13 protein-coding genes are annotated in these 12,065 nt (G+C 62.3%); 7 read left to right on the top strand and 6 right to left on the bottom strand.

Translation table 11 applies throughout. The features are described 5' to 3' along the window. Window positions 1–40: 40 nt before the first annotated feature. The 4 genes from FFS30_RS21370 to FFS30_RS21355 all read left to right on the top strand — a co-directional run bounded on the left by FFS30_RS21370 (window position 41) and on the right by FFS30_RS21355 (window position 1,863). On the top strand, window positions 41–379 hold the full coding sequence (locus tag FFS30_RS21370; protein WP_137915237.1) for a hypothetical protein: 339 nt from the start codon (window positions 41–43) through the stop codon (window positions 377–379). 78 nt (window positions 380–457) lie between these two features. Next, window positions 458–1,111, top strand: a complete 654-nt coding sequence (locus tag FFS30_RS21365; RefSeq protein ID WP_249352583.1) for a hypothetical protein — start codon at window positions 458–460, stop codon at window positions 1,109–1,111. Window positions 1,112–1,141: 30 nt separating this feature from the next. Further along, the gene (locus tag FFS30_RS21360; RefSeq protein WP_171014783.1) at window positions 1,142–1,486 is read left to right on the top strand and encodes a heavy-metal-associated domain-containing protein; all 345 of its coding nucleotides are present in this window, start codon (window positions 1,142–1,144) and stop codon (window positions 1,484–1,486) included. Then, on the top strand, window positions 1,483–1,863 hold the full coding sequence (locus tag FFS30_RS21355; RefSeq protein ID WP_137915234.1) for a hypothetical protein: 381 nt from the start codon (window positions 1,483–1,485) through the stop codon (window positions 1,861–1,863). The genes FFS30_RS21360 and FFS30_RS21355 overlap by 4 nt, the downstream gene beginning before the upstream one ends. A 58-nt stretch (window positions 1,864–1,921) precedes the next feature. Here FFS30_RS21355 and FFS30_RS21350 read toward each other — a convergent pair whose 3' ends face one another. The 3 genes from FFS30_RS21350 to FFS30_RS21340 all read right to left on the bottom strand — a co-directional run bounded on the left by FFS30_RS21350 (window position 1,922) and on the right by FFS30_RS21340 (window position 4,351). Further along, window positions 1,922–2,740, bottom strand: coding sequence for a mechanosensitive ion channel family protein (locus FFS30_RS21350; RefSeq protein ID WP_137915233.1), 819 nt, complete (start codon window positions 2,738–2,740; stop codon window positions 1,922–1,924). A 170-nt stretch (window positions 2,741–2,910) separates the two neighbouring features. Then, window positions 2,911–3,825: a neutral zinc metallopeptidase gene (locus FFS30_RS21345; protein ID WP_137915232.1), complete on the bottom strand. Its 915-nt coding sequence runs from the start codon at window positions 3,823–3,825 to the stop codon at window positions 2,911–2,913. Between the two features lie 94 nt (window positions 3,826–3,919). Continuing rightward, complete coding sequence (locus FFS30_RS21340) at window positions 3,920–4,351, bottom strand: hypothetical protein (RefSeq protein ID WP_137915231.1); 432 nt, start codon at window positions 4,349–4,351, stop codon at window positions 3,920–3,922. A gap of 517 nt (window positions 4,352–4,868) precedes the next feature. Between FFS30_RS21340 and purT the strand changes: the two genes are divergently transcribed. After that, window positions 4,869–6,086 (top strand): formate-dependent phosphoribosylglycinamide formyltransferase, encoded by a 1,218-nt coding sequence (gene purT, locus FFS30_RS21335; RefSeq protein ID WP_137915230.1) that lies wholly within the window; start codon window positions 4,869–4,871, stop codon window positions 6,084–6,086. 7 nt (window positions 6,087–6,093) lie between these two features. On the opposite strand, the gene FFS30_RS24365 is transcribed toward purT, so the two are convergent. After that, the gene (locus FFS30_RS24365) at window positions 6,094–6,828 is read right to left on the bottom strand and encodes an N-acetylmuramoyl-L-alanine amidase (RefSeq protein ID WP_249352593.1); all 735 of its coding nucleotides are present in this window, start codon (window positions 6,826–6,828) and stop codon (window positions 6,094–6,096) included. Between the two features lie 53 nt (window positions 6,829–6,881). Next, window positions 6,882–7,229, bottom strand: a complete 348-nt coding sequence (locus FFS30_RS24360; RefSeq protein WP_249352582.1) for a hypothetical protein — start codon at window positions 7,227–7,229, stop codon at window positions 6,882–6,884. Between the two features lie 154 nt (window positions 7,230–7,383). Between FFS30_RS24360 and FFS30_RS23965 the strand changes: the two genes are divergently transcribed. Beyond that, a complete protein-coding gene (locus tag FFS30_RS23965) occupies window positions 7,384–9,705 on the top strand; it encodes a bifunctional diguanylate cyclase/phosphodiesterase (protein WP_249352581.1) in 2,322 nt (773 codons plus the stop codon). Between the two features lie 129 nt (window positions 9,706–9,834). Continuing rightward, entirely contained in the window at window positions 9,835–10,473 is a 639-nt protein-coding gene (locus tag FFS30_RS21320; protein WP_171014781.1) for a M23 family metallopeptidase, read from the top strand. A gap of 216 nt (window positions 10,474–10,689) precedes the next feature. On the opposite strand, the gene FFS30_RS21315 is transcribed toward FFS30_RS21320, so the two are convergent. Next, on the bottom strand, window positions 10,690–11,322 hold the full coding sequence (locus FFS30_RS21315; protein ID WP_137915228.1) for a hypothetical protein: 633 nt from the start codon (window positions 11,320–11,322) through the stop codon (window positions 10,690–10,692). Between the last annotated feature and the right edge of the window lie 743 nt (window positions 11,323–12,065).

The following is a 12,065-nucleotide window of genomic DNA, read 5'->3' as shown; positions in this document are numbered from 1 at the left end:
TTCCTCGACGCACGGGTCTTCGCAGGGGTAGAGTCATCTCATGCTGCGTACCGTCCTCAAACTGCTGCTGTCGCTGAGCCTCGTCCTGCAGGGGCCGCTGCCCGTGCTGGCGGCGATCTCCGCGCGCGCGCAGGCGGACGACTGCATGCAGGCGATGGCCCAGCAGGGCGGCGGCGCGGAAAAGAAGGTGCCGTGCTGCGTCGGCGATTGCCCGCCGGCTGCCTGCGTCCAGGCCTGCCTCGCCGGGCTGGCCGCCTTCCTCGCGCCGGGCGCTCCCGGCCTGGCTCCTTCCGATTCCGCACACGCGCACGCGCCGTCGTCCGACACGTCCGTGGTCGGGCGCGACGAAGGCCCGCCGATCCGACCTCCGATCGCCTGATCCTGCCCATTTCTGAGCGGCCGCGCCGAAGGTGCGGCATGTGCGCGTCTGCGCACTGGATTTGAAGAGGATCGAATCGTGTTGAAATTTCTCGCCGGCACGGGTGCCGGCATTCTGCTTGCGCTCGCACAAAGCGCGCAGGCCAAGCCGATCGCGTTCGCCGACGGCACCACCGTGATGGCCGAGTACGGCGCAGGCACCATGCGTGAGGTGCAGGCGTTCTATGCGCCTTACTACTGGCTTTCGCTCGGTGCGGCGGTACAGCGCACCGACAGCGACATCGACGGCGGCCGTCGCGACATCGGGACGCTGCGCGCGAACTATCTGCTCAAGCGCTGGAACCTCGACGACGCACAGGCCAACGTGTTCGTCTGGGGCGGTCTCGGCAGCGCCACCGGCAACCGCTTCCGCGGCAGCGTGCTCGACCGCAATGCCGGCTTCCAGGCCGACTACGAGACGCGCAAGGTGTACTTCTCGCTGATGAGCGACCTGCACGAAAGCGAAAGGTATTCGCAGCGCATCGACACCCTGCAACTCGGCTTCGCGCCCTACGAGCACGACTACAAGGACCTCGCGACCTGGTTCGTCGTGCAGGCGCGCGACTACACCGGCGGCCTGCGCCGCGGCGTCGAGTGGGCGGCGCTCGTGCGCCTGTTCAAGGGCGGTGCCTGGGTCGAGGCCGGTCTGACTGCCGAAGGCAAGCCGCAATTGATGGCGATGTTCAATTTCTGAAGTCTGATCCCAATGAATTCCGGAGGATTTATGCGTAACGGTAAAAATACACTTTTCGCTTTCGCCGCATTCGCGGCGGTCATCGCAACGGCGCAGCCCGTCGCCGCGGCGACGATCGAGATGGACGTGAACGGCCTCGTCTGCGCGTTCTGCGCGCAGGGCATCGAGAAGAAACTGCGCGCGTTCCCGGCGACGACCGACGTGGTCGTCAGCCTGGAGAAGAAGCTCGTCGCCTTATCGACCAAGGACGGCACCGACATCGCCGACGACGAGCTCAAGAAGGCATTGACCGATGCCGGCTACACGGTGAAGGCGGTGCGGCGCGAAAGCGAATCGCTTGACGAAGTTCGCCGCCGCGTCGAGGCGAAGCCGTGAACGCGCCATTGCGGCGCAATGCGGGCCTCGCCTTCGTCGCGCTGGTCGCGAGCACAGGCACCTTGGTCTGCTGCGTATTGCCGGCATTGATGGTGGCGCTCGGTGCGGGTGCAGTGCTGGCCGGACTGGTCAGTGCCGTGCCGCAGTTGGTCTGGCTCAGTGAGCACAAGGCCGCTGTGTTCGGCATCGCTGCGGTGATGCTCGCGCTGGCCGGCCTGGCGATCTGGCGTGCGCGCAGCATGCCGTGCCCGGCCGATCCTGTGCTGGCGCGCGCATGTACGCGTCTGCGTCGTGCCGGTGCGGTGCTGTATTCGTTGGCGTTGTCGGCGTTTCTAGTCGGCGCGGCGTTTGCGTTTGTGCTGCCGCGGATCGCCTGACTAAGGTTCGCCTGACGGAATGGAACGGCGGCCGCGCATGCGGCCGCCGTCGTTGAGGTCAGGGTGTGATCGAACGCACCGCTTGGCGCGTTTCCGGTGCGGGCCAGCCGGCGGCCTTGGCGGTGTCGTTGATCGCCTTGTTGGTGTCGAAATAGACCTGCCAGTAATTGTCGTTGTGGCAGTACGGCCGCACGGTCAGCACCGTGCCGAGCGGCGTGTGTTCGAGAATCTCGAGGTCGGGCGCGGGCGTGGAGAGCACGTTCTTGATCTGCGTCACCGCGGCGCGCAGACGCGATTTCGCGTCCTCGACGTCGACGCCGTTGGCGAGCAGGGCGGTCAAGTCGACGCGGCGATAGGCGTTGGCCGAGTAGTTGATGATGTTGTCGGCAAAAATCTTGTTGTTGCCGATCACCGCCTTGACGTTGTCGCCCATGTCGAGCGTGGTGCCGAACAAGCCGATTTCGCGCACCGTGCCGGTGACGCCGCCCGCGGCGATCATGTCGCCGACCTTGAACGGACGCAGGCTGATCAGGAACACGCCGGCGGCGAAATTCGCAAGCAGGCCCGACCAGGCCATGCCGATCGCGACGCCGGCCGCGGCGAGCAGGGCGGCGAACGAGGCGGTTTCGACGCCGAGCACCGACAGCACCGCGATAGCGAGCAGCAGGGTGAGCAGGCCGCCGGCGACCGAGACGGTGTAGCGCGAGAGCGTCGAATCGATCTGGCGCCTGTCGAGCAGGCGCGCGAGGGCGATGCCGATCAGACGGATCACCCAGCGGCCGATGATCCATACGGCTATCGCGCCGAGAATCTTCCAGGCGAGCGGGACGAGATAAGTCGAAATGAGGCCGTGAATCTGATTGGGATCGAAATTCATCGCGGTGTGTCCATGCAGGTTTTGTGGGATGCGATTGATCGCGCTCGCGCAGCTGTCCGTCGGTCAGCCGCGCCAATTAAATCGCAGCGGGGAAAAGTCCTTGTTAAACCTTTGCAAAGCGAAGAAGCGGGACGCGCCAGATCGCGCGTCCGCCCGGCGCAGCCGCGCAGCTACAGCGACTGCGTATTGAAGGTGTTGCAGCTATTGATGTCGCCCGAAGCGAAACCGGCCTTGAACCAGCGTTGGCGCTGGGCCGAGGTGCCGTGAGTGAACGAATCGGGCACCGCGTAGCCGCGCGCCTGCTTCTGCAGGGTGTCGTCGCCGACCGCGGAAGCCGCATTGAGCGCCGCGTCGATGTCGCCAGCCTGCAGCCAGTTGAGCTGGGCCTGCGAACGGTTCGCCCAGACGCCGGCGAAGCAGTCTGCTTGCAATTCTTGGCGCACCGACAAACCGGTCGCGCCGTCCATCGGCGTGCCCTGGCGACGCATCTGCTCGGTCTTGTCCATGATGCCGATCAGGTTCTGCACGTGATGGCCGATCTCGTGCGCGATCACGTAGGCGCGAGCGAAATCGCCCTGCGCGTGGAAGCGCGTATCCATCTCCTGGAAGAAATTCAGATCGAGATAGACCTGGCGGTCGCCGGGGCAGTAGAACGGTCCCATCGCTTCCTGGCCGACGCCGCACGCGGTCTGCGTGCGGCCGTGATAGAGCACGAGCTTGGGCTGCGGATAGCGCTGTCCGCTGGCCTGGAAATATTGGCCCCAGACGTCTTCGGTGCTGCCGAGCACGGAGCGCACGAAGGCTTTCTGCGGATCGTTGCTGTCGGCGACCTGGTTGCGCTGCGGCGGCGCGACCTGCTGGCTGCCCGAATCGAGCATCGAGCCGCCGCTGAGCATGGAGAGGATATCGAGCGGATTCTTGCCGAACAGCAAGCTGACGACGACGATGAGAATGATGCCGCCGATGCCGATGTGGAAGCCGCCGAAACCGAGGCCTCCGCCGCCGCCTCCGCCATAGCCGCCGCCGCTTCCGCTACCGTCGTCCTCGACGACGTTGTCGCTTTGACGCCCTTTCTGCCAATCCATAAACGTCTCCTTGCCGGCTGCCGCGATGCGCGAACGTTACTCCGTCGCGCATCGCCGCCGCAAGAGTCGCGCGGACCGGTGCGTGCCGCTGCGCTTACGGATAGCGTGCGAGCACGCCGCTGCGCTGAAGCTGGCCGCCTTTGCCGTCGGGATAGCGCACTTCCACAGAGAGCTTGCGCGGTCCGACATTGCGCAGGGTGAACTCGCCCTGCGACAGACGCTCGCAGACGCTGTCACCGTTGTTCGGTTTGAAGCGCAGCACCCAGGCATCTTCGCCTTGCGCCGAATAGCTGCCGTCGCGCAGCTTGCAGGTTCTGCCGGTGTCGATCAGCAAGGTGGTGTTCTCGGTATCGGACGCGCCGAGCTGCAAGGTGGTCTTATCGCTGCTGCGCTCGCCGTCGACCTGGGTATTGCCGATCCATTGTCCGCGCGGACTGGACGATTCGGCGTAAGCGGTGCAGGCGAGCATCGCGATCGCGACGGCGGCAACGAGTTGTACATGACGTGGTGAGCGAGGTACAGGCATGGGTCCTCCGAAAGGCGTGGGAAACGTATGGTTTTGGCGCAACAAGACATTCCGCGACGCGTTCTGCGCATCGCGAATGGATGATTCCGCACATGCGCGGTACCCGCATCTGCAGGAAGTCATCGTGTATACGATGCACAAAAGTGGAAATCGGTTGCAGCTATGACGGAAGTCATGCGGAGCATGACTTTCGGCAGGGCGTCGAAACGTTTTCGTCGTGCATCGAGGTCGATGACGAACATGTTTCATCGCGTAGGTCGCGTCTGCGGCTCGCACGAAATGGCATCGAGAAGCAGGCGCGGATTCGGTTGGCAACGATGCGTCGGCAGCTCGCTTGTCTTGCATGTCGGACGGCGTTCGGCGATCCCCATCACTCACTTCATTCGATGCTGAAGGGCGCGTCGCAGATTTATTGCGCAGTGAAAGAGGCGGGATGTCGGATCAAGCTGCGACAGAAATGCGCATCGTCCGTGCGATGCGGGATAATGGCCGCCTTGTCCATTCGGGAAAAAGATTCATGCCGTCACGCGACTCCACCGTACTCGGCACGCCGCTGTCGTCCGCCGCCACGCGCGTCATGCTGCTCGGCTCGGGCGAACTCGGCAAGGAAGTGCTGATCGCGCTGCAACGTCTCGGCGTCGAGACCATCGCAGTCGATCGTTATGTCGACGCGCCGGGCCAGCAGGTCGCGCATCATGCGCATACGATCGCGATGGACGATGCGCGGCAACTGCGCGAGCTGATCGAAGCCGAGCGCCCGCAGATCGTCGTGCCGGAGATCGAAGCGATCGCGACGCCGGTGCTCGAAGAACTCGAGCGAGCCGGTACGGTACGCGTGATTCCGACCGCGCGTGCCGCGCGATTGACGATGGACCGCGAAGGCATTCGCCGTCTTGCCGCGGAAACGCTCGGCCTGCCGACGAGTCCGTACAAGTTCTGCGATTCGCTCGAAGAACTTCAGGTCGCGATAGACGGAGGCATCGGCTATCCGTGCATCGTCAAGCCGGTAATGAGTTCGTCCGGCAAGGGCCAAAGCAAGATCGACGGGCCCGGCGACGTGAAGAAAGCGTGGGACTATGCGCTGGCCGGTGGCCGTGTGAATCACGGCCGCGTGATCGTCGAGGGTTTCATCGACTTCGATTACGAAATCACCTTACTCACGGTGCGTGCATGCAATGGGGCCGGCGAGATCGAAACCCAGTTCTGCGCGCCGATCGGCCACGTCCAGGTCGCCGGCGACTACGTGGAAAGCTGGCAGCCGCAGCCGATGTCCCCGCGCGCGCTGGCGCGCGCGCAAGAAGTCGCAGCGAAGGTGACCGGCGATCTCGGCGGCCAGGGCGTGTTCGGCGTCGAGTTGTTCGTGAAAGGCGACGAGGTATGGTTCAGCGAGGTGAGCCCGCGCCCGCACGACACCGGCATGGTCACGATGATCACGCAGTGGCAGAGCGAATTCGAGCTGCATGCGCGCGCGATCCTCGGTCTGCCGGTGAGCACGGCGTTGAAATCGCCCGGCGCCTCCGCCGTGATCTACGGCGGCGTCGACGCCAAGGCGCTCGCGTTCGACGGCGTGGCCGATGCGCTCGCCGTGCCGGGCACCGATCTGCGCCTGTTCGGCAAGCCTGAGAGTTTCGTCAAGCGCCGCATGGGCGTCGCCCTGGCGTTTGCGGCCGACGTCGAGACGGCGCGGAGCAATGCGAAGCTTGCGGCCGGCAAGGTCAAGCCGCGGCAGGTGTAGTCGCCGGTTACCGGCGCGTCAGCGCATACAGAATGCGCCGATCGGTGTCGTCGAGCTTGCTGCCTTCGATGCCGCGGTAATGATGATGGAATGCTTTCACCGCGGCATTGCGGTCGTCGAGCGCATAACCGATCACGGCCAGCGCCGCCCACGCATCGAATTGCGCGGGCGGCGTGACGAGATCGCCGCGCGGCCAGCGGCCGAAGCCGGCGTCGGCCAATTGTTTCCACGGAAAACGCGGGCCCGGGTCGCTCTTGCGCGTCGGCGCGATGTCTTCGTGGCCGACGACTTGCGTGCGCGGGATATTGAGGCGATCGGTCAGGTCGGCGAGCAGGCGCAGCAGGCTGTCGATCTGCGCGCTGGCGAACGGCGTCGAGCCGTTGTTGTCCAGTTCGATGCCGATCGATGCGGAGTTCACGTCGGTGATCGTACCCCAGCGTCCGATGCCCGCGTGCCAGGCGCGTGCGCCGTCGTCGACGAGCTGGTAGATGCGGCCGTCGGCGCCGATCAGATAATGCGAACTGACCGGATTCTTGCTGTCCGCGTTGCTCAGCGTGCGCAGGCTGTGCTCGACCGATTCCTGCTCGGTGTAGTGCACAACGATCAGTATCGCCTTGCGCTCGTTGTAGTTCGGCGAGGGCGTCCAGGTCGCGAGCGGATTGTGCGTCGGCTGCGGCGCGCTGGCGCAGGCGGTGAGCAGCAAGGCGAGCAGCGGCCATGCACGCCGGCAAGCGCGCCGCAAGCGTCCGTGGATGGCGGCGCCGTTGCGCGACGGTGATTCCAAGGAGTACCGATTCACGCCTTCGAGGTTTGGGGCAATCGCTTCCAATTCGGTCTCCAGATGTCCGCCGTCGTGCCGTGCAGGCACATGTTCTCGGGCGAAGCGCGGCCAGCGGCGCGGGCATGTTCGCGGCCCGAACCACTCGAAGCCCGCGCGATTATAGGCAGCGCGCGGCCCGTATCGATGAACGCGGCCTTGCCGGCGTGCTGAAGATCGGGCTGCTCTGCACCCGACGATTGGTTGCGCTTGTGCGCTGCCAACACAGGTTCCGTTACTTTGTTTTTCTCGGCCCAGAGATCCACTGCGTCGATGGCGAGGTTCGTATCCGACGCGTCGTATCCGCTGGTGAAGCGGCTTCTCACAAGTATGCCGGATAGGTGCCGACCGCGTATCATTCCTTGCCAACGGGAATATACTGGCGCGAACGGAATTTCCCGGCGCTGCAGTCTTTGCCGCTGTTTGGCAGACAGGGATCGCCGGGTACGGATGTCGGTAAGGAACAGGCCCGTGAATCTTGTGAAACGCTCCCGCAGGCTGATGGATGCCAGCGTAAAAGGCGGCGATCTTTCTTGGCGCCGCGAGATGATTGCCGCGGCTGTGATCGCGGTCGTCCTGTTCCTCGCCATCGCCGCCGTTTCGCAACTGCTGTCGCCCCAAGGCACTTATTGGGACATCTCGACCACCGCGGCCGACAAGTCGGGGCTCCCCCAGAGTCACGCCCTCTACATCGCCGGAGTCAGCGCGGTATACCTGTTCGCGGCCGCATGCATCTTGTACGGGATGCGGAAGTACCGGCCGGCGCAGCGTGCGATCTGGTGGATCTTGCTGGTCCGCTACGCGTGGCTGGCGATATTCGTCCCCTTGCGCGGTATCTATGTGCCCGATCTGTTCTGGTGGCATGTCGATTCGGCCGTCGGAACGGGCTGCTATCTCCTCGCCGCGGGAATCCTGGTGTCGAACCGCTCGGCCGCGCCCAAGCGCGAGTTGTGGGTCGACGCGCTCACCATTTGTCTCGGCCTGACGGTGGTGATGTACACCTATATCGGCCAACCTTTGTCCGACCTCGCCGGTCTTTCGCGCCTTACGGTGCTCAGCGGCGTCGTCATTCCCGTGTTCGATCTGGTGTTGATCGCGCTGACCCTGTTGATTGCGTTCACCCGCGACCGCGCGAACGTGGCCCTCAGCATGGTGATTGCGGCATTCGTGCTGATGCCGATAGCCGACATCACCTCTCAGTTGGATCTGGTCGGCAGACTTCATCTGCGCCTGTCGCAGGTTTGGTTTCCTCCCGGACGAATCGCCGCCGTGCTGATCGGCGTGGCTGCGCTGCATCCGTCGATGCTTACCATGCAAAAGCGTACGGACAACGATCCGGTCCTTTGGGGGCGGCCGCGCGCGATGCTGATCATCGTCTCGTTCCTGCTCGCCCTCGGCGGCCTCTGGCTGCTGCCGACACCCAATTTCACCGTCGCGCCGATTCTGGCAAGCCTGTCGATCGTCCTGATGTTCCTGCTCATCTGCTGGCGTGCCTCGCGCACGATGCGCGCCTTGTACGATTCGCGCGATCGAATCCGCGATCTCGCTTTGCGCGATGCGGATACCGGGCTGCCGAATCTCAACGGTTTGAAGGAAACATATGAGCGCGCCGGGCACGGGGAGGGTGAGCCGGGCTCGTTGGTATTGATGCGCCTGAGCGGTCTGCATCAGATCGGCCAGCTGTGGGGCGTGGCGCTGCGCGATGTGTGGGTGCGCAGCGTGGCCACGCGGCTCAAATCGGACTTGGAAGGAGAAGGCAACCTTGCGCGCGTCAGCAGCGACACATTCGCCGTATTGATTGCGCCGACGCTCGAAGCGGCGAGTACGGCTGCCGACCGGGTCGCAGACATCCTGTCGCGCGCGATGAGTGCAGGGGAGAACCATGTCGATGCCGGAGGCAGCGAAGTGAGCATCGTCTCCACATTCGATATCGGCATTGCGTGCGCCTCGCACAGCGCCACGTTCGACGCGTTGCTGCGCGATGCGGAATCGGCCGTGTCGATCGCGCACTCGCAGGGCGAGAATCGCGTCGCCCACTACGATGCCGTGACGGCTTCGGCAGAACATCGGCGTCTTGCACTGCTGACGAGCTTCACCCGAGCGCTCGGGCAGGGAGAATTTTTTCTGCGTTACCAGCCTGTCGTCGACATGGTGACGCGAGAGACCGTCTCGTTCGAAGCCTTGCTGCGCTGGCAGTCGCCGCAGTTCGGCGAAATAAACCCCGACGAGTTCATTCCGCTCGCCGAATCGAGCAGATCGATCGACGCGTTGACCAACTGGGTTTTGAGCGACGTCTGCTCGACGATTAGCGGAATCCGCGCCGCTTCGTCGAGAGTGCTGCCCGTTTCGATCAACATCAGCATGCAATCGCTCAAACAGCCCGGATTTGCCCAGCGCGTTCTCGCCGCAGTCCACCAGCACGGCTTGCAAGTCAGCGATCTGCATTTGGAATTGACGGAGCACGCGCACGGCGGCGACTATCACGGCGAGCTGGCGTCCTTGCGTCGCAAGGGCATTCGCGTATTCCTTGACGATTTCGGCACCGGCTATTCGAATTTCGCGATGCTCGGTCAGCTCGGCGTCGACGCGATCAAGATCGACGCGGGTTTCGTCAAAGCGATCGAGCAAGACGCGATGATACGCGACGTCTGCACAGGCATGCTCGCACGCATCCGCGAATACGGCATCAGCGTGATCGCTGAAGGAATCGAAACCGAAGCCCAGCACAAACTGCTGCTCAGTGTAGGAGCACGATATGGGCAGGGATGGCTTTACGGGCGATTGCAGCCGTCTCCGGGTTGATCGACAACGATATCGATTCAGCGTCGCGCTCTTAGTGCTTTCGCCGACGTATGCCGCAGGAGCAGGATTGATAGAAGCGGGCATCGAACCGGTTGCTCTATCATGTTCCTTCTAATTGAGGATCAGCCCGTGACTACTGCTCCCCATCGGAACGTGGCTTGGCTGTCAGTTCTGATTTTTGCTTCCGCCAATTTGAGTGGAGCGGAAATCGTTGAGCTGGAGCGTCCGAGCGCTGGCGTATATCGACTGCCGTTCGCGGACGGAACGTCGGTAAAAGTGTTCGATGATTTCACCACGCATCGACCGCGCGGCCGCATCGATCTCTATGCGATCGGTGGTAAAGAGCCGTATCGTGTCGTGGCGGCGGCCGACGGCATCGTGATGGCCATTCAAGACGGCTTCAACGAGCAGCAGAGCGGAAGAGCCGCCAATCTCTGCCACAACAACTACGTGTGGATTGCCCATCCGAATGGCGAATGGGCCAACTATTCGCACGTTGCTTACAAATCAACGACGGCGAAGGCCGGGCTCAAAGTCGGCGACAAAGTGAAGGCAGGCCAATACATCGGTGACGAGGATGCCATCGGATGCGCCATGCTCAAGCACGTGCATTTCGAGGTGGCCGTTCCCGATACGAATGCCGCGATCGACGAAGGCGGATTCCTCAAAGACAACGCCGACGGCAAACGAGAGCGGAACCCGAAGTTCTGCGGCATTCCAGGCAGTCACGTCGTGAAGGACTTGGAATATCGCGCGAATCCCTGTTGAGTTCTTTCGAAGTCTGGATTCGCTCGCCGCGGAGTCCTTTTCGCGTTGACGGTTCGGAAGTCGTTTCGGCCCCATGAAAAGAGCGGCCCGGGTTCGATCGAGCCGGGCCGCTTGTTTGCCTCTGAGCGATCAGTCGTTGCCGGTTGAATCGGAGAATCGAGTTGTCTGCTATTCCCTGCAGTCTAAACAGCCCGGTCAACGATCCGGCATTCCCTTTCAATAGTTGATGGTCTGAGAAGGACTGATCGTAAAGGTTCCGCTCAAGGAGCAGTCATGGTAGTTCCCGAGGGCGTCATAGGCTTCGCCGTAGCCGCCAGGAGTGGCCTGGTTCGATGGCGGCGAGCTGCTGATGTTGCTCGTATTGTTCCAGGCAAGATTGGAATAGAACGTGCACGTTACTGGAGCCGGAGTCGGGCTGAAACCCACTTTTTGATAGAAAGTGAATTTGAAGTTGAAGTTTTCGGTAATCGTAACTTCAGTGGTCCAATTCAAATGCATCGGACCAATGGGAAATTGAGTTGAATCTACCTTGACTCCTTCAGTCGCCGAGCCATTCGTGTACTGGCAATTAGAGTTGAGCGCCGCCGACGTGATCGTCAAATCGCCGGTGCTGGGGGCAAATGAGCCGAGCATAGTCAGAGTGCAATTGACTCCGGATGTCGAGAATGCAGTCCCATTGATACTCAGCGTGACCGGAGCGGAAAATGCCGTCGATCCTCCCGGACTGACGCTCCAAGCCGAGGCGAACGTACTGATGCCCATGCTTGCGCAGGCCACGCTTGCATAGAAAGCAAACTTGGCTGCCGCTGCAGCCAGAGATTTCTTCTTTGCCGTCTTTGAACCGTACATACACTTCTCCTTGTTTCCGTGGATAAGGGTCTGAAGCCAGGCTTAGCCGCAAGAGAATTGCCTTCGCAGTTAGACTGAAAGAAATTTGAAGGGCTCCCCTGCGTCGCATCTGGCCGAGAAAAAACAGCCCGCGGCTCAGGGTAGAGTCGCGGGCTGATTTGTGCCCGACGTCGTTCCTTTATTCCGGGATCTCGGGGATCTAGTAGTCAAGTACTAGCCTACGGGCACAATGAGTGTGCGAAGTGGGCCGCTCCGATTCGATGGCCGATTGCTGATTTTTATGTAGGAATATTCTTACAAGCAAAATCGGCGCGCGAATATTCGATCGCTGCATGACGACACCAATATCCGTCAAATCGATTGACCAGTTGCTATTGGGATTTCGTGAAAATCGAAAAATTCTGCTCGAGAACTCGTGCGGCCGAAATGGTGATTCGTTTCACGATTTTATTTGTCGCCAGCCTGGCTCCACATTCGCGTTGATCATTGCGCCAAATGCCTAATCGTATTCCCACGATGACGGGTGTATGTTTGCGAGGCATCGCAGACGCGATGCCAAATCGATTTCTACTCTCCAGGAGACGAAGAAATGAGAATTGTTAGACGGATCACGTTGATGGTAGGACTCGCCGTCATGGGAGGCGTCGCATTTATGCCGCAGGCCAATGCCCGCGCCATCTGTCCCGCAGGACCCGCCGGGGAGCCGCCGCCTCCCTGCCCACCGCAGCCGCCGGCGCCACCAC

The sequence above is a fragment of the Rudaea sp. 3F27F6 genome (assembly GCF_005503555.1).
In the GTDB taxonomy this organism is placed as follows: domain Bacteria; phylum Pseudomonadota; class Gammaproteobacteria; order Xanthomonadales; family Rhodanobacteraceae; genus Rudaea.
This window is presented reverse-complemented; position numbering and strand designations above follow the sequence as displayed.

Bases quoted from the DNA above. Each gene is read 5' to 3' on its own strand.
- FFS30_RS21370 (WP_137915237.1), top strand. From the start codon at position 41: ATGCTGCGTACCGTCCTCAAACTGCTGCTGTCGCTGAGCCTCGTCCTG.
- FFS30_RS21360 (WP_171014783.1), top strand. From the start codon at position 1,142: ATGCGTAACGGTAAAAATACACTTTTCGCTTTCGCCGCATTCGCGGCG.
- FFS30_RS21350 (WP_137915233.1), bottom strand. From the start codon at position 2,740: ATGAATTTCGATCCCAATCAGATTCACGGCCTCATTTCGACTTATCTC.
- FFS30_RS21345 (WP_137915232.1), bottom strand. From the start codon at position 3,825: ATGGATTGGCAGAAAGGGCGTCAAAGCGACAACGTCGTCGAGGACGAC.
- FFS30_RS21340 (WP_137915231.1), bottom strand. From the start codon at position 4,351: ATGCCTGTACCTCGCTCACCACGTCATGTACAACTCGTTGCCGCCGTC.
- purT (WP_137915230.1), top strand. From the start codon at position 4,869: ATGCCGTCACGCGACTCCACCGTACTCGGCACGCCGCTGTCGTCCGCC.
- FFS30_RS21315 (WP_137915228.1), bottom strand. From the start codon at position 11,322: ATGTACGGTTCAAAGACGGCAAAGAAGAAATCTCTGGCTGCAGCGGCA.